Annotated in this window: 23 protein-coding genes and 2 tRNA genes; 14 read left to right on the forward strand and 11 right to left on the reverse strand. The window is 58.4% G+C overall.

Features of this window, described 5'->3' with window-relative positions:
- Positions 1 to 8: 8 nt before the first annotated feature.
- Positions 9 to 263: a hypothetical protein gene (locus tag H8K11_07875; GenBank protein MCS6263664.1), complete on the reverse strand. Its 255-nt coding sequence runs from the start codon at positions 261 to 263 to the stop codon at positions 9 to 11.
- Between the two features lie 81 nt (positions 264 to 344).
- On the opposite strand from H8K11_07875, the gene H8K11_07880 reads away from it, so the two are divergent.
- Genes H8K11_07880 through H8K11_07890 form a run of 3 tightly spaced genes read left to right on the forward strand, consistent with a single transcriptional unit; the run spans position 345 to position 1,614 of the window.
- Complete coding sequence (locus H8K11_07880) at positions 345 to 572, forward strand: zinc ribbon domain-containing protein (GenBank protein MCS6263665.1); 228 nt, start codon at positions 345 to 347, stop codon at positions 570 to 572.
- A gap of 31 nt (positions 573 to 603) precedes the next feature.
- Positions 604 to 921: a hypothetical protein gene (locus H8K11_07885; protein MCS6263666.1), complete on the forward strand. Its 318-nt coding sequence runs from the start codon at positions 604 to 606 to the stop codon at positions 919 to 921.
- Between the two features lie 3 nt (positions 922 to 924).
- Positions 925 to 1,614, forward strand: a complete 690-nt coding sequence (locus H8K11_07890; protein MCS6263667.1) for a hypothetical protein — start codon at positions 925 to 927, stop codon at positions 1,612 to 1,614.
- Positions 1,615 to 1,625: 11 nt separating this feature from the next.
- Here H8K11_07890 and H8K11_07895 read toward each other — a convergent pair whose 3' ends face one another.
- The 4 genes from H8K11_07895 to H8K11_07910 form a co-directional block, all read right to left on the reverse strand.
- Complete coding sequence (locus H8K11_07895; GenBank protein MCS6263668.1) at positions 1,626 to 2,261, reverse strand: response regulator; 636 nt, start codon at positions 2,259 to 2,261, stop codon at positions 1,626 to 1,628.
- 38 nt (positions 2,262 to 2,299) lie between these two features.
- A complete protein-coding gene (locus tag H8K11_07900) occupies positions 2,300 to 3,445 on the reverse strand; it encodes a response regulator (GenBank protein MCS6263669.1) in 1,146 nt (381 codons plus the stop codon).
- Between the two features lie 174 nt (positions 3,446 to 3,619).
- Positions 3,620 to 4,510, reverse strand: a complete 891-nt coding sequence (locus H8K11_07905; protein ID MCS6263670.1) for a formylglycine-generating enzyme family protein — start codon at positions 4,508 to 4,510, stop codon at positions 3,620 to 3,622.
- A gap of 5 nt (positions 4,511 to 4,515) precedes the next feature.
- The gene (locus H8K11_07910; protein MCS6263671.1) at positions 4,516 to 5,253 is read right to left on the reverse strand and encodes an iron-containing redox enzyme family protein; all 738 of its coding nucleotides are present in this window, start codon (positions 5,251 to 5,253) and stop codon (positions 4,516 to 4,518) included.
- Between the two features lie 62 nt (positions 5,254 to 5,315).
- Here H8K11_07910 and H8K11_07915 point away from each other — a divergent pair, with 62 nt between their 5' ends.
- Both H8K11_07915 and H8K11_07920 read left to right on the forward strand, forming a co-directional pair.
- Positions 5,316 to 5,600 carry a hypothetical protein gene (locus tag H8K11_07915; GenBank protein MCS6263672.1) on the forward strand — a complete coding sequence of 95 codons (285 nt, stop codon included), beginning with the start codon at positions 5,316 to 5,318 and terminating at the stop codon, positions 5,598 to 5,600.
- Between the two features lie 228 nt (positions 5,601 to 5,828).
- Positions 5,829 to 6,098 carry a DUF2007 domain-containing protein gene (locus tag H8K11_07920; protein ID MCS6263673.1) on the forward strand — a complete coding sequence of 90 codons (270 nt, stop codon included), beginning with the start codon at positions 5,829 to 5,831 and terminating at the stop codon, positions 6,096 to 6,098.
- Positions 6,099 to 6,137: 39 nt separating this feature from the next.
- Here H8K11_07920 and H8K11_07925 read toward each other — a convergent pair whose 3' ends face one another.
- A complete protein-coding gene (locus H8K11_07925) occupies positions 6,138 to 6,590 on the reverse strand; it encodes a hypothetical protein (GenBank protein MCS6263674.1) in 453 nt (150 codons plus the stop codon).
- A 168-nt stretch (positions 6,591 to 6,758) separates the two neighbouring features.
- Here H8K11_07925 and H8K11_07930 point away from each other — a divergent pair, with 168 nt between their 5' ends.
- Positions 6,759 to 7,412 (forward strand): DUF4124 domain-containing protein, encoded by a 654-nt coding sequence (locus H8K11_07930; protein ID MCS6263675.1) that lies wholly within the window; start codon positions 6,759 to 6,761, stop codon positions 7,410 to 7,412.
- 68 nt (positions 7,413 to 7,480) lie between these two features.
- Here H8K11_07930 and H8K11_07935 read toward each other — a convergent pair whose 3' ends face one another.
- Positions 7,481 to 8,260, reverse strand: a complete 780-nt coding sequence (locus tag H8K11_07935) for a hypothetical protein (GenBank protein ID MCS6263676.1) — start codon at positions 8,258 to 8,260, stop codon at positions 7,481 to 7,483.
- A 187-nt stretch (positions 8,261 to 8,447) separates the two neighbouring features.
- Between H8K11_07935 and metH the strand changes: the two genes are divergently transcribed.
- The gene (gene metH / locus H8K11_07940; GenBank protein MCS6263677.1) at positions 8,448 to 12,131 is read left to right on the forward strand and encodes a methionine synthase; all 3,684 of its coding nucleotides are present in this window, start codon (positions 8,448 to 8,450) and stop codon (positions 12,129 to 12,131) included.
- 107 nt (positions 12,132 to 12,238) lie between these two features.
- On the opposite strand, the gene H8K11_07945 is transcribed toward metH, so the two are convergent.
- Both H8K11_07945 and H8K11_07950 read right to left on the reverse strand, forming a co-directional pair.
- On the reverse strand, positions 12,239 to 12,736 hold the full coding sequence (locus H8K11_07945) for a hypothetical protein (GenBank protein ID MCS6263678.1): 498 nt from the start codon (positions 12,734 to 12,736) through the stop codon (positions 12,239 to 12,241).
- Complete coding sequence (locus tag H8K11_07950) at positions 12,733 to 13,911, reverse strand: response regulator (GenBank protein ID MCS6263679.1); 1,179 nt, start codon at positions 13,909 to 13,911, stop codon at positions 12,733 to 12,735. Before H8K11_07950 ends, H8K11_07945 begins: the two co-directional genes overlap by 4 nt.
- Positions 13,912 to 14,384: 473 nt before the next feature.
- Here H8K11_07950 and rph point away from each other — a divergent pair, with 473 nt between their 5' ends.
- The 4 genes from rph to H8K11_07970 all read left to right on the forward strand — a co-directional run bounded on the left by rph (position 14,385) and on the right by H8K11_07970 (position 15,994).
- A complete protein-coding gene (gene rph, locus H8K11_07955; protein MCS6263680.1) occupies positions 14,385 to 15,128 on the forward strand; it encodes a ribonuclease PH in 744 nt (247 codons plus the stop codon).
- A 2-nt stretch (positions 15,129 to 15,130) separates the two neighbouring features.
- Positions 15,131 to 15,745 (forward strand): XTP/dITP diphosphatase, encoded by a 615-nt coding sequence (locus H8K11_07960; GenBank protein ID MCS6263681.1) that lies wholly within the window; start codon positions 15,131 to 15,133, stop codon positions 15,743 to 15,745.
- Positions 15,736 to 15,812 (forward strand) — tRNA-Pro (locus H8K11_07965). Before H8K11_07960 ends, H8K11_07965 begins: the two co-directional genes overlap by 10 nt.
- Before the next feature lie 105 nt (positions 15,813 to 15,917).
- Positions 15,918 to 15,994: transfer RNA gene (locus tag H8K11_07970), tRNA-Arg, on the forward strand.
- On the opposite strand, the gene H8K11_07975 is transcribed toward H8K11_07970, so the two are convergent.
- Together H8K11_07975 and H8K11_07980 are read right to left on the reverse strand one after the other, a co-directional pair.
- Positions 15,945 to 17,072, reverse strand: a complete 1,128-nt coding sequence (locus tag H8K11_07975; protein ID MCS6263682.1) for a site-specific integrase — start codon at positions 17,070 to 17,072, stop codon at positions 15,945 to 15,947. The two genes, H8K11_07970 and H8K11_07975, sit on opposite strands and share 50 nt — an antisense overlap.
- A 52-nt stretch (positions 17,073 to 17,124) precedes the next feature.
- Positions 17,125 to 17,790 (reverse strand): hypothetical protein, encoded by a 666-nt coding sequence (locus H8K11_07980; GenBank protein MCS6263683.1) that lies wholly within the window; start codon positions 17,788 to 17,790, stop codon positions 17,125 to 17,127.
- Between the two features lie 202 nt (positions 17,791 to 17,992).
- On the opposite strand from H8K11_07980, the gene H8K11_07985 reads away from it, so the two are divergent.
- From H8K11_07985 to H8K11_07995, 3 genes are all read left to right on the forward strand, one after another.
- A complete protein-coding gene (locus H8K11_07985) occupies positions 17,993 to 18,202 on the forward strand; it encodes a helix-turn-helix domain-containing protein (protein MCS6263684.1) in 210 nt (69 codons plus the stop codon).
- Entirely contained in the window at positions 18,199 to 18,912 is a 714-nt protein-coding gene (locus tag H8K11_07990; protein MCS6263685.1) for a hypothetical protein, read from the forward strand. The genes H8K11_07985 and H8K11_07990 overlap by 4 nt, the downstream gene beginning before the upstream one ends.
- 647 nt (positions 18,913 to 19,559) lie before the next feature.
- Positions 19,560 to 20,609, forward strand: a complete 1,050-nt coding sequence (locus H8K11_07995; GenBank protein ID MCS6263686.1) for a hypothetical protein — start codon at positions 19,560 to 19,562, stop codon at positions 20,607 to 20,609.
- Positions 20,610 to 20,812 lie beyond the last annotated feature (203 nt).

A 20,812-nucleotide genomic window follows, 5' to 3' on the forward strand; every position in this document is an offset into this window, starting at 1 on the left:
TCGTCCGGTTAGGGTGCGGGTGAAAAATCCCGGGTCATCGCGACTTCAATTTCTTCCGTCGGCGATTTCCCGCGATTGCGGACATGGGCCTTCCATGCGGGATATTCCCGTAGCGTCTCGAAGAGATTTTTGATGAGCACCGGTTTGATCTGCAGCTCCCATTCACGAAGCCACGCATGTTCATCGTGGGGACCTTCATAATCGTCGGGGAATTGCGCTTCGAGACTGATTCGAAAGACAAACGATTTATCTTCTGACCACATCTGTGGACTCCTATCGGCTGATGATTGCGAACAGGAACCGACCTTACTTATAATATTTTAAATCTCAAGGAGTACAGCACCATGCCCATATTCGAGTACGTCTGTAAGGAATGCAACCATCGGTTTGAACTGCTGGTCCGGGGCGACGTCGTGCCGGCCTGTCCCGCGTGCAAGGGCACGGGCCTCGACAAGCAGTTTTCCGCCTTCGGAGTCGGCGCAACCGGCGGATGGCCAGTCACCTCCAGTTCCGGCGGTGGCTGTGGTTCCTGCGGGGATCCTCGCGGCCCCGGTTCCTGTTCGATGAACTGATATTTTTTTATTTTACTGGATCATCCTCATCATGGACGAGCAGGAAGCGCAGGTGCGTCGTGCGATCGGGACGCTCTTACAGTCGGATCCGTTGATCAAGTTGCTGCAGGAAGTCAGGATGGGAAGGATGAAAGCCACCGACCCCGGCTTACGGGCGGTGACGGAATCCTGGATCGGCGTCTATGCGCAGGTCTTGAAATCCCAGCCGCTGCCTGCGGCCTCGTTACCCCGCCTGGATCCTTCACCACGGCTTCAGGTGCTGGTCGATATGGGCGTGTTGTCGTGGGACCATCCTGGAACACAAGACCTTCGCGACCTCTTTCAGCGGATGTCGGTACCCGCCGCCTGAGCCATGATTCGATTCGACAGAGGGGTGCGACTCCTCCTGACCCTCCTGCTGTGTGGATCTCTGATTCCAGGCACGGCGGAAGCCGAAGAATCGGCGGGTGTCAGGCCGTTGCGCAACGGCCTGGCTGCCGCTCTGGAGAGCCTTCCCGCTCAGACCCATCTCCTTCTCGATCAGCCATCGATTGAACAGTTTCTTGTTGAACTGGACGGTGCGCCGCCCGATTGGGTCACGGTCTATGGGCAGGGGCACCATGACCCGGGGCATGACGAACGGCTCTTTGCGCTCAACCGCGAGCGCGATGCCCGGCGTGAGGGGAAGGCGCCGCTGGAGTGGCTGATTGCCTTTGTCTGGCTCGGCGAACTGTCCGGGTTCGATGAGCAGGAGGGCGGATTCCGCGTCGTCCTGGGGCCGAAGTTCAATCGAACCGCATGGGGTGAGGTGCGGTTCAAGCATGAGGACCTGCCGTCCACGCTCATTGCCTTGGCCGGGCAGGAGACCGCCAGGCTCAGGGCGAGGATCCAGCGAGGAACGCCTGTCCCCGTTGCGGTGCTGATCACCGGTCGGCTGATCCCGGAGGAGTCGTTGATGTACGACTTCTCCCATGAAGCGGAGGGGCTGGGGCTCATCATGCCGGTAGTGCGTGTCGAGGCGGTGGACTTTGTGCTGGAGGGCGGAGAGGAAACTCAGCCCTAACCGGGACGTATTTATTTCAGGTGGGGATAGGCCTGATGCAGACAGGTGTCGCACACGGTTTCGGCGACTTTGGCGCGGGCCTGCCGGCGTAGGTAATCTTCCACGCGTTGCCAATGCGGGCCGTCGCTTTTGACGCGTTTGCACTTGGCGCAAATGTGGACCGTACCATGGAGCGTGGTGATCTGCTCGAACGCATGGTCGAGTTCCTTGGTTCGCTCAAGGAGTTCCTGCTCACGAAGTTTTCTGGCATCGATCTCCTGTTTGAGGCTCAACGCATTGGCCGCCCGGGCGACCAGTTCAGCCGGGATCACCGGTTTCCGAATGTAGTCTGTGGCGCCGGATGTATAAGCCGCTTGAATATCCTTCGCCTCCGTATGCGCTGTAATGACGATGATGGGCAGCCCCTGCAGGTGCTCCTCCATCCGGATGCGCTGGCAGGCCTCCAATCCATCGATCTCGGGCATTTCGATATCCATCAACACTAAGTCGATTCCGCTGGTCTGCTTTCCACGTTTCCCGACCCCCAGGAGTTGCAGCCCTTCTCGCGCGGTGCCGACCGGGAGGAGCGGGCCAAACCCCGCACTGTTAAGAATGGTGAAGAGCAGGTCCCGCTCTTCCTGGAAGTCGTCGATGATCAGAATGCTCATGGTCCCTCTGTTCCTTCGAAGGGTCTCCTGAAATCCCCTCAGGCGGCTTGATCGACACCGGCGAGGATGGTCGCCAGTCCGTCGAGTTCCCGGCGAATCGCCTCCCGATCCCGGGATCGAGCCGCCTGTTCCAGTCGTTGTCCTACCGCCCCGATGTCGGGAAACCCGAACGAGCCTGCGAGGCCTTTCATGCGGTGTCCCGTGGTGCGAATCGCTTCATAGTCTCCCTGAACCAGGGCATCCTGCATCAGGGTGAGATCCGTGCGGCGATTGGCGAGAAACGCGGGCCGGCGTCGCCGGAGCTCGTCGTCGATGCGCTCTGTCACGTCCGGTGTTCCCGCAGCTTGTGCCGGGGTGGTGTCGGTGACTGGAGAAGACCGGCGGTACTTGCGTAGGGTGCTGAACAAGTGCGCTTTTGTGATGGGTTTGATCAGGAAGTCCGTGCAGCCCACCGCCAGGCTCTGTGCCTGAGTGTCAGCCACGCTGCTGGCTGTTAGTGCCACGATTGTGGTGGGGGGGCGTTTGTGGGAGGCTTCCCAGGCACGCATCGCGCGGGTGGCGGTGAAGCCGTCCATCCCGGGCAGGTGCAGGTCGATGAGGACGAAGTCGAATCGGCCTGTCTGGAAGGTCGCGACGGCTTGCTCGCCATCCGAGGCGATCTCCAGGTCGTACGGGGTATTCCGGAAATAGAACCGCATCAGTGTATGCGACTCAATTGAATCGTCGACCAGCAAGACGCGGGTTTTCTGTTCTGTCGGTTCCGCGGGCACGCGCGGCAGGACCGGCTCCGTGGCCTGAGATGCCGGTCCTTGTCGCCGGGGATGGTCCGTGCCTGGGAACGCGGGTCGGCTGACCTCCTGCAGGCCGCAAGCGGCAGGCTGTCGATCGAGCTGATAGGCGATGATCCATAGACCAAGGATACCGATCGTGCGACTCACGAGCGCATTCGTCGCTTCGTCGGTCGGGAGGGGTGCGAGGCATCCGGCCGCCATCAACAGCGACCAGCCTCCCACGGCAAACAGGAACATGTGTCGGGGATAGAGCCGGGAGGCCGGAACGGGCAGCAGGAGATACGCGACCCAGGTGGCCAGTCTGAATTCAGTGTGCAGTTCGGCGAGGAAGACGAGGCTTGTCAGCAGGACAAGGATCCCGGTCGTCGTGAATCGGGCGGTGTGGAGTGTCATGGTGCGGTGCTCGAACGATCGGCCCCCGGCGACGCGGATGATGCGTCGCGCTCACCTGCAGTATAGCGGCGATTGCGTAGGGTACCTAGGATCTCCTGAAATTCGAGCAGGCAGAACAGGATAGCAGAGGGGCACTCAGCATGAGGTTTGAAGCGGCGACGGGAGGTGCCCCGATCAGTAGGCGTCCCGGGCACAACGGAACCCGGTTCCAGAGGGGCGGCTATCCATCGTGCCCCAGTCGCGATCAGTCGTGCGTAAGCTGATCGCCGGTTTGAGCCAGGAGCCGCCGCGCATCGATTTGATGGCCCCGCGTTCCGGGCCTTGGGGATTAGTCAGCGGTGCCGTGCGGTAGTCGTTGGGGTTGTACCAGTCCTGCACCCATTCGGCCGCATTGCCCGCCATGTCCAGCACTCCATAGGGGCTGGCACCGCCCGGAAAGCTGCCCACCGGCAAGGTCAGGAGTTCTCCCTTCAGGCCCTTTTCTTTGGAGATGGCTGCGCCGACGCCCTTGACCCAGAACGCGTCCCATTCCGTGCTGTCGGCGAACTGCACCGTCTGACGGGCCCAGTAGCTCGCGCTGTTGCCGTTTTCAAAGTTCCACTCGTTGCCCCAGGGGTACGTTCGCCCGTCTGTTCCCCGTGCCGCCTTTTCCCATTCAGCTTCAGTCGGGAGGCGTTTGTTCGCCCAGCGACAGAAGGCGACGGCATCAAGCCAACTGACGTTGACCACGGGATGTTGCTCGATGCCCGGCAGGGGCACATTGTGCTCCCACAACGTCAATGCCGGATTCGAGTTGGCAGGTGCCTGGTATCCGGTGGCCTGCACGAATTCCTGATAAGCCGCGTTGGTGACTTCGTGCCGATCGATCCGGAATGCGCTGAGGTAGATGAGCCGCAGCGGACGTTCATCCGGAAGCCCGCCGCTCTCCTCGGTCGCCCCCATCCGAAACTCACCGGCCGGAACGAGAACCATGTCATCGACCCGAAGGGCTCCGAGGGCTGATGGCAGAGAGCCGACGGCCGGAAAGAGGCAGAGTGTCAGCAGTAGCAACCGTGTCAGTCTCATCCGGGTTAGGCCTTCTTCAGCTTGCAGGCTTTGGCAATGCTGTCGCGGTAGGCCATCCACAAGGAGAGGCCTTTGGTGACGCAGGCGAGCACAGCGTTTTGTTGGCTTCTGGTTTCGGCGTAGTTGACGACCATCGTGTACGCGTCCTGTCGATGACCCGCTTCAACTTTCTGGTGGGCGCGAATCAAATCCATGTGCTGACGGTCGATCCCATGGTGACGAATAAGAGGATGGGCATCGATATAGGCTTCAATCTCCGTCTCGGTTTTCGGCTTGGAGGGCGCCTGGATCTCCTGCCGGTCCTTGATGCTACCTTCGACGAACACGGCGAGGGCGGCTGCCCCGACCACCCAGTCGCGACTGGCGGTGACCTTCTCCAGCCAGGTCCGATATCGCGCACTGGCCGGGAGGAGCTTTGCCCGGCGAAACATCTCGCCGTCGAAGCCCAGGCCGCGCATCATTTCGTTGAACAGTTCGGGATGGGATCGACCGAATGACAGCCCGCCGGTATCTTCCTCATAAATGTTCTCGGCCAACATGCGTCGCACATCGGGAGGCGGGTTCTGCCCGTGCACGCGCGCCAGGAGGACAGGAAAGTCGCGGACGTAGACCAGGAATTCCTGTTGATAGTGGAGTTTTAACTGGGCTTTTGAAATTCCCGGTCCCATGATGATCGGCCAGGCCCAGTGGTGTTTGCGGTCCATGATCGCCAACAACCGCTCCAGAAATTGCGTGCGGGTCAATCTCTTGTGTGCCATGCCTTGCCTTCCTTCTTTCTCACTGGCTACAATCAGCCACCGATCAGATGAAGCCTATCACGATTCAAGACTCCGACCAGATCCTCAACTTCCTCGCCGAAGTGGCCCTGCGTGGCAAGGGGTTTACCACCGACTGCCTGCTGGATTATGTCCTGGACGAGGGATTTACCGAACCGATCTATCTGAACGCCTCCGGTGAGGATCCGGATGCCTTCTATAAGGATCAGCCTCACGCCTGGGCCATCTACCAAGTTCGCGAGTGGAAGCGAGTACTGACCGTGTCGGGGGGCACCGGGAAGGAACGGCGCGTGCAGATCACTGAAACCCCCTAAGCCGTCCGTGCCGGGCCGCCGGGCCCTGGCTTCGAAGGATTCATGATCGCCTCGTTCACAGGGTAGCTGCCCGACCTGATGGAAGATCCTGCACTCACTCATCAGTCAGTGTATTGACCGACCGACAGAATTGCAACGAATCGCGCACTGTCAGCCGCCCGGCCTGCCGGTTCCAGACAAGCCTGTTCGGAATGTGGCTTCCAACCGCGGACCGAGAGACCGACCTTCATGCCAAGACACCACCCCGAACACTCCACGAAGCTGGTGCCCTTGTGCGAATCGGGAGACGTCGGTGAGTTGGCGCTGATCAAGAGCCTGCTCGACGGCAATGGGATTACTTACGCCGTGCAGCATGAACACGTCGGGGCACTATACCCCGGGGTTGCGCTGTTGGGCAGCCGAGTGATGGTGGAGGAGCGGGACAAGCAGCGGGCCGAGGTGCTGCTCAGTCGTCTGGCTCTGCAGATTCGTGACACGACCGGTGATGTGGACGGATGACGTATCGAGCAGCGGCCTACCGGCTGGATCGCCGGCCGCCTAGGGATGACCCTTCGGCTTGACCGGCTCCGGTGTCGTAGGAATGGGCAGACGAACATCTGATCCCGAAAAATGCCCGCCGATCAACTTGCCTTCCTCAAAATACAAGTAGCGGTGTTTCACCACCGCCGGACTCTCCCAGTCTTCAAAAATCCATTCTTCACGCCGCAAGCCGTCGCTGGTGTGCGTCACGTTCATCGTATTCGGGGAACCCCAGGAGTCGAGGACCTGTTTGCGATCCATGCCGACCATCACCCGGTGGCTTTCGATGTGCTTCGAAAAGTCCGGATCCAGCCAGCCCGGCACGAAACGAAACGCAATCAGGGCGACCACGAATAGGCCCAGAAACGTATGGATAATGATCCGGACCGGCCGCTGGCGGATGAAGGGCGTCGGCTCCGCCGCCGGGGGGAGGGAGGAAACGGGAGCTGCAGAGGTCGTCTGATCGGTCACAATGGTCCTTCCGTCATCGAATGGGGAGAAGCGTCACGGTACTCCTGCATGCTAAACAATCGTTTTTCGGTCCGTCAAGGGAGGGGGAGGGCATGAGGGGCGGGTGTCCCATCCGTGCGCCACGGTTTCGACCTGCTATGCTTGAAGGAGGACCGTGGAGGGCCGCGCATGAGGGGATGTGGTCATTCGATCGATCGATGTGAGAATTGGCTGATCCTGCTGGTGATTTTCCTGACATGCTGCGGCCTGGCGGAGGCGGGACCGCTCTATGTGTACACCGATGCCCAGGGACAGGCGGTGCTGACCGATAACCTCGAGCAGGTACCGGCAGCATTTCGCGGGCGTGTACGAACGATGGCCGCTACGGAGCCTTCGCCGACCGCTGCCCCCGCGCCGGCGGCTGGTGCAACCGTCAGCCGGTCACCGTCTGCTTCTGGAGTGCTGGAGAACCTTCTCACGGTCATCGCGGCAAAAGTCGGGTCCCATACGATCAAGGGCCTCACGGCCCATCAAACCGCCGTCATCGTCCTGGCCGGGTTATGCTGGCTGGCACTGCTGGTGCCGATATTTGTGAGTTCCAATCCCGGCATCCGGCTGCTCTGCAAGTTTCTCCTGGTGCTGGTCGGCGTCGCCGCCCTCTATCAGGTGGCGATCTCAGGCATGCCTTCCCTCGAGGCGGTGACCGGCTCGCCTCAGCAGGGATCGGAACAGGCCATGGAGAATGTGCTGGGGAAAATGAGAAGTCAGACTGAGCAAAGTTATCGCGCGCAAGACGCCCGCACGGCCCGCCAATTGGAACAGATCGAACCGCCCACTCAGTAACGATCTCGGGAGAACTTCGCCCACTATTTCGCAACGAGTGGGAAGGGAATGGACCCGTCCGGAGTTTGTCAGTCGGCGTACTTGGGCACCGGGATCTTTTTCACGGCCGGCGCGGGCGGCGGCTGTTGCGCGAAGGCCTTGGAGTAGGGGTTCAGGACCGGTTCGTGGGTGTTGCGTTGGCGGAGCTTGACCAGCGGTAAACTCTGCGTGCTGATCTCCAGTCGGTCGATCGGGGCCTTCGAGGTCAGCGGATCGGGGAGGCCCTGCAGGGCGAACATTTGAAAGGCGAGTGACCAGTCCAGGGCTTCCTTCCCTTTCTCTCGCACAAGAAAACGCGCCTCCGGCGAAGGGCTTCCGGAGAAAAACAACAACATGATGTTCGAACGGAAGACCGGCGCGTTGGCGTCTTCGGAAGGTTTGAACTCAGGGACGAGCTGGGGAACCTTGCTCAACCCGACCGGCGGCGTGAATTCGATATCCACCAGGCGCACGAAGAGCGGCCGTTGGTCGTTGTGGTCGTTCGGATCGAAGGTGTAACTGAATGAATAGCGCACGTCGATGCCGTCACGTTTGAACGTGTACACATCTTCTCCATTCTCCGGTGAGGCCACCTTCTTGAAGTACTGATCCCAATCGGTGATCGGATAATAGGTGAAGACACGCAGCGCAGATTTGCGGTCCCGGACGGCCTGCGGCAGGCCGAGTTTGTCGTGCAGTTCCGTTTGTGTGAGACCGAGGTAGCCGTCCTCAAAGTAGGGGCCCGCCCACAGGAGATCGAGTCTCAGCAAGACGATACCGATACAGAACAGGGACAAGATGAACAGGCGGGAGACTGTCTGATGCGCCATAGGATTGTCTCAGGCTCGGGCAGACAACGGTGGGCATCGTATCGGCCGGGGTAGTCAATGTCAAGGCGAAGACTGTGCAAGAGCTTGCTGAAAAAAGTCCGTTCCCGATATGATGGCCGTCCAATTGCCAGTCATCGACGCAGTCGTCGCACGCCTGACGTCCGGTGGCAGAAAGACATAGGTAGTCATGCCGGTACATGAAGTTCGCGACCTCCTGCGAGAGCGCATCCTGATCCTGGATGGGGCCATGGGCACCATGATCCAGCGGTATAAGCTGGACGAAGCCGCGTTTCGCGGGGAGCGTTTTCGAAATTGGACCAAAGATCTCAAGGGACACAACGATCTTCTGAATGTCACCCGGCCCGATGTCATTGAGGCCATTCACCGGCAGTACCTGGAAGCCGGCGCGGATATCATCGAAACCAATACATTTAACTCGCAGTCCGTGTCGCTGGCCGATTACGGCATGGACGACCTGGGATATGAGTTGTCGAAAGCCGGTGCCGAGTGCGCGAAGCGGGCCGTGGCACAGGTCGTCGCGGCGCAGCCCGCGCGGCGCTGTTTCGTAGCGGGCGCGATCGGCCCTACCACCAAGACCTCCTCGGTCTCGACCGATTCCAACGATGCGGCGGCGCGTGGCACGACCTATCCTGAACTGGTGCGAGCCTACGGGGAGCAGGTGCGCGGCTTACTGGACGGCGGCGTCGATCTGCTCCTGGTGGAGACGATCTTCGACACGCTCAACGCCAAGGCGGCATTTTTCGCGATCCAGCAGCTGTTTGCGGAAGGTGCCCGACAGGTGCCGATCATGGCTTCGGTTACCTTCATTCAGGCCGGAAGCAATCGGGGGTTTTCGGGACAGACGGTCGAAGGGTTTTGGAACTCCATCTCACATGTGCCGTTGCTCAGTGTGGGCATGAACTGCGCGTTGGGGCCGAAAGAAATGCGGCCCCTGATCGAAGAGCTGTCGCAGATCGCGCCGATTTTTGTGAGCAGCCATCCGAATGCCGGCTTGCCCAATCCCTTGCTGCCGACCGGTTTTCCCGAAACGCCGGACTCGCTGGCGCCGCAGTTGCGGGAGTGGGCGCAGAACGGCTGGCTCAATATCGTCGGCGGCTGCTGCGGGACGACGCCCGACCATATCCATTCGATCGCCACGGCAGTGAAAGGTGTGACGCCACGGCAGCCCTCCAAGGTCGAGCCCTACTTGCGGCTGAGCGGCCTGGAGGCCTTGACGGTGCGGCCTGAGTCGAATTTCGTCAATGTCGGGGAGCGCACCAATATCACCGGCTCACCGGCCTTTTCCAAGCTGATTCTGGCCGGCGATTATGACAAGGCGCTGACCGTCGCGCGTCAGCAGGTGGAAGGCGGGGCGCAGGTCATCGACATTAATATGGACGAAGGCATGCTGGACTCCAAAGCGGCGATGCAGAAGTTTCTGCGGCTGCTGGCGGCGGAATCGGACATCGCCCGGGTGCCGATCATGGTGGACAGTTCCAAGTGGGAGGTCATCGAAGAGGGCCTTCGCAACATGCAGGGGAAGGGCATCGTCAATTCCATCAGTCTGAAGGAAGGCGAGGCCAAGTTTCTCGAACAGGCGCGGCTCATCCGTCGGTACGGCGCGGCGATCGTGGTCATGGCGTTCGATGAACGAGGGCAGGCCGACTCGGTCGCGCGACGGATCGAGATTTGTGAGCGATCCTATCGCCTGCTGACGGAACAGGTCGGGGTGCCGCCGCAGGATATTATTTTCGATCCGAACATTCTCACGGTCGCGACCGGCCTGGAAGAGCACAACAATTACGCGGTCGATTTTATCGAAGCCACCCGATGGATCAAGCAGCATCTGCCGCTGGCGAAGGTCAGCGGCGGCGTCAGCAATATTTCGTTCTCGTTCCGCGGCAACAACGTCGTGCGTGAGGCGATGCACGCCGCGTTCCTCTACCATGCCATTCAGGCCGGTCTCGACATGGGGATCGTCAATGCGGGGCAGCTGGCCGTGTATGAGGAAATTCCCAAGGACCTGTTGGTGTTGGTCGAAGACGTGTTGTTGAATCGCCGGCCCGATGCGACCGAACGATTGGTGACGTTCGCCGACACGGTCAAGCAGAAGGGGAAGGCGGCCGTGAAGGACGACGAGTGGCGGACCAGGCCGGTCGAGGAGCGGTTGGCCCATGCGCTGGTGAAGGGACTGACCGATTACATCGATCAGGATGTGGAGGAGGCACGACAGAAATCCACCCGGCCGCTCGACGTGATCGAGGGACCGTTGATGGCGGGCATGAACATCGTCGGTGATCTCTTCGGATCGGGAAAAATGTTCCTGCCGCAAGTGGTGAAGAGCGCCAGGGTCATGAAGAAAGCCGTGGCCTATCTCATGCCGTTTATGGAAGCCGAAAAGTTACGGTTGGGCACCTCCCGCGCGAACGGCAAGGTTCTGCTCGCGACCGTCAAGGGCGATGTGCACGATATCGGCAAGAACATTGTGGGCGTGGTGTTGGGCTGCAACAACTATGAGGTGATCGATCTCGGGGTGATGGTCTCCTGCGAAAAGATCCTGGCGACGGCCCGCGAGCAGCAGGTGGATATGGTCGGGTTGAGTGGCTTAATCACTCCGTCGTTGGATGAAATGGTGCATGTGGCCAAGGAGATGACGCGACAAGGCTTCACGGTGCCGTTGCTCATCGGCGGCGCCACCACCAGCAAGGCTCACACGGCCGTAAAAATTGCCCCTTCGTACGGCCATGCAACGGTGCATGTGCTCGACGCCTCCCGTGCCGTCGGTGTCGTGGGGAGTTTGATCAACGACGAGCAGCGGGAGGGGTTCTCGGCCGGCGTCCGTGCTGACTATGACCGTATCCGGCAGGCGCATCAGGATCGTGGGCAGAAAGTCCTCCGTAGTCTGGACGAGGCGCGAAAACACAAATTGCCGACTGATTGGGCTGCTGCCGATATCCCCGTGCCGTCATTTACCGGCGTGCGCCGGATCGATCGCATGCCCTTGCGCGACCTGGTGCCCTACATCGATTGGTCGCCGTTCTTTCACACGTGGGAATTGCGCGGCCGGTATCCGTCGATTCTGGACGATGCCACGGTGGGACCGAAGGCCAAGGAACTGCTTGCCGATGCGCAGGCCTTGCTGGAGGAGATCATTCAGGGTGAGTTGCTGACCGCTCGCGGCGTTTACGGGTTCTTTCCGGCCAATAGCCTGGGCGATGACATTCATCTCTATCGGGATCAGGATCGACGTGAGCCGCTGGCTACCTTCCACACGCTCCGGCAACAGATGGAAAAGCCGGCCGACCAGTTCAACCTGGCGCTCGCCGATTACGTCGCCTCCAAGGAGTCAGGACGAGCCGACTACGTGGGTGCGTTTGTGGTGACAGCCGGCATCGGCGTGGAGGCGCTCTGTGCGAAGTATGAGAAGGATCATGACGACTACAATTCCATCATGGTCAAGGCTTTGGCGGACCGGCTGGCGGAGGCCTTTGCCGAATGGCTGCACAAACAGGCGCGGCTCGAATGGGGATATGGGAAGAGCGAACAGTTGACGAATGAGGACATGATTCGCGAGCGGTATCGCGGGATCCGTCCGGCTCCCGGTTATCCGGCCTGTCCGGATCACACGGAGAAGCGAACGCTCTTCGATCTACTCAATGCCGAGGCTCAATCGGGCGTGACCCTGACTGAATCCTATGCCATGCTGCCGGCCGCTGCGGTCAGCGGCTTGTATTTTGCGCATCCGGAGGCGAAGTATTTCGCCGTGGGCAAGATCAATCGCGATCAGGTGGAGGATTACGCGACCCGCAAGAAACTATCGGTCGGCGAAGTCGAGCGGTGGCTGGCTCCCAATCTGAACTACGATGCGTAATTGCGAAGAGCCGATGGCAGATAGCATATAGCTTATGGCGGACAGAAAAGACGAGGAAGGCTCCGGGCTAGGCTATCCGCCACGGGCCATAGGCTCTTACCTTCCAATCAGTTCTTGACGGCTTCGAGGGGCGAGGGAATGGCGGAGGAGACGGATACGCCTGCCATGACACTCGTGAGCGAGGACTTAATCCAGTGATACCGTTCCTCCGCCCAGGTATTGAAGTCTTCTGAATTCTCAAACACCAGTTCCCAGGCTTTGGCGGCATCCAGCAGTAAGAGCTGGTGCGGCTGATTCTGCCCCGGGAAATACACCACCAGCACTGCCGATTTTCCGGTGAGGCTGATATCCGTGAAGACGTGGATCATGGCTGCTGCGGGAATCGGGATATCGCGCGTGGCGGCTTCGACCAGCGGTTGATACAGCCGGTGCAGCAGGTGCGTCGTATCCTCATAGGGGCAGGCGGTTCGCAAGAGCCGGGGGTTGGGCTTGTCGCCGAACAGGTTGTCGGTCAGGTAGGTGGCGGCTTCCCAGGTCGGCATCATGCCGGAGGAGGCGAGGTTCTCGCACAGATACGCGATCCAATTGCGTGATGCGCGGGTCATGCGACTTCCCCCTGGTCCTGCGTAATGGTGCGGTGGCGGGAGGTGGACAACCACGTCGGATCGGCAAATTGATCGTAAATGCGTGTGATCTCCTCCATCGAGTCGAAGAAGATATCCAGCAGTTCCGGATCGAAGTGCTTGCCTCGCTCCTTGAGCATCAGTTCCTTCGCGTGATCGAAATCATAGGCCGGCTTGTAGACGCGTTGCGTCGTCAGGGCGTCGAAGTTATCGGCGATGGCGGTGATCCGACCCTCGAGCGGAATCGTCTCGCCTTTGAGTCCACGCGGGTAGCCGGTGCCGTCGAAGCGTTCGTGGTGCGTCCAGGCGATGAGCGCAGCGACTTTCAAGAGTTCCGAATCGGACCCGGCCAGAATCCGATACCCGATTTCCGTATGCTGGGTGATCACCTTGAATTCTTCGGGGGTGAACTTGCCGGGTTTGAGCAGCACATGGTCCGGGGTGCCGATCTTGCCGATGTCGTGCATCGGACTGGCGGTGCGGATGAGATCGCATCGCTCGGGTGAGAGCCCGTAGCGACGGGCCAGCAGTTCGCAGTAGTGGCTCATCCGTTGAATGTGCTGCGCGGTCGAACTGTCGCGGTATTCGGCCGCGATCGCGAGCCGTTGAATGGTTTCTTCGCGGGAGAGGCGCAGTTCCTTCTCGCTCCGCTCCAGCCATTCAAGTGCTTGCTGCAGGGCAATCGTCCTGGTCCGGACGACTTCTTCCAGATTCTCCCGGTGCATGGCGTTTTCAATTTCCAACTTGCGTCGTCGCAACGCGTTGGCCACGTTGATCAGGACTTCGTTCGCTTCGAACGGCTTGATGACGTAGCCGAAGGCGCCCATATCCAAGGCCGCATTCGCGAGGACGGGGCTGTCGAGACCCGTAATCATGATCACGGCGGTGCTGGGGTATTGCGTCAGGATGTGGCGAATGAGATCCATGCCGGATTCGCCCGGCATGTTCACGTCACACAGCACCAACGCATAGGAACCGCTCTCCATCCGTTGACGGGCTTCGCGTGCTTCTCCAGCCAGGGTCACTTTGTAGCCGTGGGGTTCGAGAAGGTAGCCCAATAATCGACGGATAGGCTCTTCATCGTCCACGATCAGGATGTTGCGGTTTTCGAGGATCGCTTGCTGAGTGGTGACTTCGGTGACGCTCGGAATGCTCATATGGTTCGCCGGGCTAGGTTAATCGTGGTGGCCGATCAGCAATAGAGTCAGTATCGGTCGTTGGGCGTAAAGTCTGAAGTGCATGATGGATTGAGGGGAAAAGCACCTTTTATGCCACTCAAGCCGCGGTGCGACCAACTGTCTCGTGCCGCCCGCCCATTGCTGCATCAATGCTGGGAAATCTGTTCTCTCGGGACAAGATCCGACGAGTGGCGGTTTCCGGCCGCTCTGCCAGGCCCGGGGCGCTGATCGTCAACTCTGACGCTCGTTCGTCGGCTTTCGAGCAGGCGACGTTCCCGAGGAACCAGCAACCTGCGCCATCACGCTGAATTATACAGGGGGCTTTCCCGATTGCCAGCCGAAACGCAGTTTGAGAAACCAGTCACCGGTTGCGCGGCTGGATTTGCTCTTTGAAGCCCCGTTCACTATAATCCGCTCTTTTAGATTTGCTGTGCAGGAAGGAGTGCGACTCAATGGCGAGCGGAGCAGGGCTAGGTCGAATCGATGGCCGTCGGCGGGATCAGATCCGTCCGGTCAAAGTGACGCGCAATTTTACAAAACATGCCGAGGGCTCCGTCTTGATCGAAATGGGGGACACCAAGGTCATTTGCACGGCGTCGATTGAAGATAAAGTTCCGCCGTTTTTGAAGGGTAAGGGCGCCGGCTGGGTGACAGCCGAATATGCCATGTTGCCTCGCGCCACGCATGATCGTTCGCCCCGGGAATCGGTCAAGGGTAAGCAGGGCGGCCGCACGTTGGAGATTCAGCGGTTGGTGGGACGTGCCCTCCGCGCGGTTATTGATACATCGCGTTTGGGCGAGCGGACCATCTGGATCGATTGTGATGTGATTCAAGCCGATGGTGGAACCCGCACGGCTTCTATTACCGGCTCCTTTATTGCCCTCGCGGATGCCGTGGGAGTGCTGAAGAAAAAGGACTTGATCAAGGTTAATCCGTTGACCGATTACCTGGCGGCCATCAGTATCGGCAAGGTCGGGGGGCAGGTCATGGTGGACCTGGCCTACGAAGAAGACTCGCATGCCGAGGTGGATTTGAATCTGGTGATGACCGGCGCCGGGCAGTATGTCGAGGTGCAGGGGACGGCTGAAAAGACGCCGTTCAATAAGAAAGATATGGATGAGTTTCTCGACCTCGGTTGGGGCGCGATCCGTGAATTGGTCGATTTGCAAAAGTCGTTGATCGGCGCGCTGAGTTAACCATGCAGATCGTGCTGGCGACCAGGAATCAGCATAAGAAGCAGGAGCTGGTTGCCCTGTTAGGCGGTATGGACATCACGATCCGTACCCTGGACGATTTTCCCGACGCGCCGGACGTGGTGGAGGACGGCGAGACCTGTGAAGCCAACGCGATGAAAAAGGCGGTCGAGATCGCCCGGTATACGGGTTTGCCGGCGGTGGCAGATGATACCGGCCTCGAAGTCGATGCCCTTGGCGGGCGTCCCGGTGCCTTTGCCGCGAGGTATGCTGGAGAACATGCCAGCTATGAAGACAATTGCCGGAAGTTATTGAACGAGCTTCAGGGTGTTCCGGTAGAAAATCGAGGTGCCCGCTTTGTGACCGTGGCGGCCATTGCGTTTCTTTCCGGCAAGACCATCTCGACTAAAGGGGTGTTAGAGGGACGCATTGCCGAAGAGCCGGCGGGCTCCCGTGGTTTCGGGTATGATCCGGTCTTTTTTCTGCCGGAGTATCATCAGACTCTGGCCCAACTGTCGCCGGATGTGAAAAATCGAATCAGCCATCGAGCCCGGGCCTTTACCCAAGCCAGGACTCTTCTTGAGCAGATGATGACGGAACAGAACTCAGTCGGGGCGTAGCGCAGCTCGGTAGCGCGCCTGGTTTGGGACCAGGATGTCGGAGGTTCAAATCCTCTCGCCCCGACCAAATAAATCGACGTGAGGCGTGGAATGTAGGGGGTGGTCGCTAGTTTCTTGCCTCATGGTTCGCCCTTCCCTCGGACGCCTGACCCCTCACGAGTTTCTCAGTATCGCGCCCGTAGCTCAGTCGGATAGAGCATCAGCCTTCTAAGCTGAGGGTCGTTGGTTCGATTCCAACCGGGCGCACCACAAAATCAACAGGTTGTGAAGCAGTCCCTCCAAGTTTACTTAGACCACTCCCGGTTTTACTCCCGGTTCGCACTTCGGCCTGACTTTCTAGCGGCGAAGTAAACAAGCTGCCCTTGGCTACGGTCTCCTGCATGAAGCCGGGCGTCAGATGGCTGTACCTCGCCGTCGTTTTGATATCGCGGTGTCCTAAAAGCTGCTGTACCCCGTAGAGACTCGCGCCGGATAATACCCGCCGGGTGGCTGCCGTATGCCTCAGGGAATGCCAGCTTGCGCCAACGATTCCGGCTCGCCGTAGCATTGGGTCAAAGTGCCATCTGACAAATGAGCGCGCGTCCAGGGGTTTGAGAGGGTCTTTTGCGGGAAACACGAAAGGGGACTTCGTGAATGAATCCCACCTGGAGAGTAGCGCACATACCCCGTCGGTCAATGGCACATAACGGCTTTTCGAACCTTTGGGCATCGGTAAGCTGAGGACTCGATTCTCCATGTCGATCTGCGACCATCGGAGATTAAACTGTTCCGATCGCCGCAACCCTGTTTCAATCGCGAATGCGACCATTTCCCAAACTCGCGGCTCCATCAAGTGGCGGAGGCGAGCAATTTCGTCGTCTGTGAGAAACCGGGTCTTGATGGCCTCTGGAAAGAATTTCACGCCGCTCATCGGGTTGCGGTCAATCTTGCCGTCATTCACCGCCAACGTGAGGACATGCCTTAGATAGGAGAAATATCTATTGATAGTCGGTGGAGCCTTGCGCCGGGTTCCGTTAGCCTTCTTCAAGTCGTAACGTGCCTTCAGTTGTGCCTGAATCCGCCGTAGGTCTTCCGTAGAGATGTCCCGCAGGGTTCGATTCCCAAGCAACAGTGACCAAAAACGGCCATGCCGTCGTGAATTAGCCACGCTTCGATTCGAACAACCCTCAAGATGGCGAGCAATCCATGCTCGTAACGTGACCTGTTTTGTCTTCTTATATTTCTCTGGGAAGTACGTTTCTTCTCGCGCTTCTGCCTTGAGTCGACCATACAGCGCTTTCGCTTGGCTCTTGTTGGTGGCACGGAACCATTTTTCCCGGCCGTTCATGATTAGCCGTACCCACCACTTCCCCGAGCCCGCGGGCTTTTCGACGATGCCTCTATCCTTTCCCGCTTTTCTTGCCAAGGTGGCTCTCCTTTCGTTCCCCGCTCTTATTGGACTCGCGCCACTTTCTCGCTGCGACGCGGTTTTGGCAGCGCGGCTGACAGTATAGCTGGTCGCGTCGGATCGCGAAAAAGATCGTGGCGCATTCCGGACAGCGCCGAATGTAGTCCCCCGTTTGGGCCAGGAGGTGGACAAATCGGTATTCAAACTCCTTCGCCTTGCGTTTCGCGCTCACGATGACCGTCCCGGCCTCGTCAGAGCCCTCACCCGGCGACACCACGACCAGCGTCATCTGTGGAAACGTGAAGGCGGTGTATCCTTCATGCCAATAGAGCTCTAACTGCTCCAAGACGGCAGCCTGAATGTCCAGGGCTTCTTTGCGACTGGGTATCGTCTGATAGTTCTTCGCGTTAGGCACGCCTTCCACGCTCCAGCCACTCTCAGGGGCCACCATCCCGCCATACCGCTCCCCCGTCTCATCGACAAAGGCCGCGACCTCAAACGCCACCAGCGTCCATTCCGTGGGCGTCAAGGTCTCCAGATCGGTCTGTAAAAACCGGAGCACCCACCCCACGGCGCCATCCGGCATCGTCTGGATACGCTCCATCGCCTTCTGATACTCCAGTTGGAAGTCCTGCTCCGCGTGTCCCTGTGCGCTCATGCCTTCGCTCCTTTTTCATGCCGACCCCTCCCTAGGTTCCTGATCCCAACACCACCGAAAAATGTGTCGTGCGAACGGGCCGTTTCCACCGGAATGTGTTTGGCAAGTGTACCTCCGCCTTGCTAATGGGTGTCAAGAAGAATCACGGCTCACGAATATCAGCCGTGATCATTTTTGAACCATTCTTTCAAGGAGGTGCCCGATGGTCCCGAGTACAAAATTGATCACCATTCGAGAAGCGGCGAACCGGTTAGGGCTCAAAGAAAGCACGATCAGGAAATACATCCTGAAACGGCAGATCGCTTATGTGAAGCCGTCGGTGCGCGCTGTGCGGATTCCCATTGAGGAACTGGAACGGATTCTAGCTGTCGGTCTGAGGCCGGCCATTCCTCAGGCGGAAGGTGCCCTATGAGCCGCTGGAAGGAGTTCCGGCGGGAGCCAGTCGCCGGGGAATGGACCAGGAAGCAGAAACGGGGCTATCACCGGGTGCGGTCGTTGCTGTGGTTCTGGGAATGCCACCAATTCCAAGTCCTCTGGGTCACTCTGTCTACGGCAGAAGGCGGGGATGCGGAGAAGCTGACGTACCATCACAAGCAACTGCGGCAGCGAATCGAACGCCAGCTGGGCTTTCAGGGGTTGGAGTATTACCAGGTTCGCACGGAAGAAGGACATGGCGTCCTCCACATCTTCTGGGCCTGGCGGGTGCCGGATGGGGAACGTGCTCGCCGGTTCTGGATCTCCCAGGAATGGCTCTCGTCTCAGTGGAAAGCCCTCCACGGGGCTCCGGTGGTCTGGATCAAGGCCTATCAGCCCAGCCATCGTTCAAGAAACCGTCTCAGCCGCTATGTCATCAGCCAGTACGTCCAGGATCAATGTGGCTACGTGAATATGTGCTGGTCCTGGAAGCGGTCCTTGGGCTTTCCTATCAGTCGGTTGTGGGAAGAAATGCGGCACCAATGGTCGACTCGGAATGCCTATCGCCGGATTAGGGGTGAGATTGAAATCCCGCGCATTGTGTTTCTGAAGACCTGGGAGGATCTGCTCTCGGGGCATCCGATTTGGTTCAGCGGCACGATTCTGCAATTGGTGCTGGGAAAGGGGCTTGTCTATCAGGAGGTGTGAGGATGATCTGGCATCAATGCGATCTTAAGCTGCCGAGTCTATTTGGACCGACCTGTTGTGGACGAGAAGCGACCACGTACGACCGGGCACGAAAAGCTTGGCTCTGTCCCGAACATACCAAGGAACGGCTCTGCGAATTCTGCCATTTCGAACGAGCCTGGGCACGCTTCTGTTATGCGGAGAACGACGTGATGTGCGAAGTCTGGCTTTGTGTGGAGTGTGCAGGGCTGACGGGGCGACGGTGAAGCCATCAAATCAATTTCTCCCTGTCACCCGTCCACCATCCGCTACGGGTGAGAGGGAACGATGCTTCCTCCATACACAAGGCGGCGATGCGTCAGCTTGGCCGCCATTCTGTTGGATCGTTGCTTATAAAGACAGAAGAGAGAATAGGGATACTCAAACCATGGGGAGATTGGTCACGCAAAGATCCGCCCAACGAGGCCGCCCGGCCGTTCCGGACCACTGGACCGGACGGCCGGGGGGATCGGGGGCGCAGCCCCCGCTTCACTTGATATATATGGTCAAAGTAGTATCGCAACGTAAGCACACAGAATCCAGGAGTTAGAGGGGGCATTATGAAACTGTTAACATTCTTTCGTAGCTCCAGAGCTACGTCGAATTCCTCAAGGCTAAAGGTGGGCTCGATGAATGAGGGCAATCTTCTTACTGTGGCGAGCATCAATGCGACAATCTTGGCGATCACAATGGCCGCATTTGGCATATTCATTTCCTTGCTTAGTGATCGCAATCTAGCAACTCTCGAACGAATATTTCTCGCCTATCGGCAAATTGAACCTTTGTTCCCGGGGACCCTCAGCATAAAAGCGGCTTTGCAACCCGAGTACGACACAGGTGATAAGACTAAACGACAGGAGATTTCCTCTAGGCTGTTGTTGTTAGGGATGGAAAATCCCCATCATTCACTGCCTGGGCCTAATGAGGCAGCTAAGCGTGGTGTACTCGTGATGGAGTCCTTGGTAGCTATCGTGCATCATTATCCATTTATTCCTCGGACAGAATCCCTCCCGGATGGTTCCCTTCGGCCGATTCGATTGAGTGAGGGGGAGCAAAGTGTGGAAGCTTACAGGACGTGGCATAAAGAGTTAGAGGATTCAGTGTCTTTTCTTTTGTGGATTGAGAAATTGCATGGCCAGAAATTGTTAAGGATGGTTGAGGCTGCCGACAACGAAGGTGAGGTGTTGGCATCCTTGAAGAAGACTCTAGGCGAATGGGAAATTCGCCTTCGGGAATTAGAAAAAGGCCACCTCGAAGACGCTTCCTCCGATAGTTTTTTAAGAGATTCAAATAAACTTAGTAAGGATCTGGAAAAAGAAAGCCTTGTGAGTGGAATTAGGAGTTTTCGCGAAAGTATCTCGCACGTAGAGCACATGTTCGCGGACTCATTCAAAGATATTTGGGGGAGGATTCAGAAGGCGCAAAATCTTTTGAGCGAAATGCGGGCATCTTTCGCTATCTACGATCATTATCAAAAAATGCGTAGCCCACGAACAAAGAGGATTCTCATAGTCTCAGTGATTGCTTTCACCCTATTCCCAGGGATTATTTTTCCTATGAACCACGTGTGGTGGGGCCTCTCTGATACGAGATGGTATATGCATTCCGCTTATATCGTCATTCCGATGATTGGTCATATGATCACTGTATATTGTATCTACCTATTGGTAAGTGTGTAATGCGTCGAGTTACTTACTTGCACTTTTAAGGGTTATCCTCGGTGGCAAAGCTGTATCGTCTGGTAAGGATTTGAAATAAAAAAACATCCCGCATTATGCGAGCGTGCGATTAAACGATTGTGGCAGAGGTTCAGAGGGGGGTGGTGGTGCCGACGTCCCCCCATCTTGAGTAGCAGCTACGTTTGGAGTCCGGGTTCGACTGT

Source organism: Nitrospira sp. (genome assembly GCA_024998565.1).
Taxonomy (GTDB): Bacteria; Nitrospirota; Nitrospiria; order Nitrospirales; family Nitrospiraceae; genus Nitrospira_A.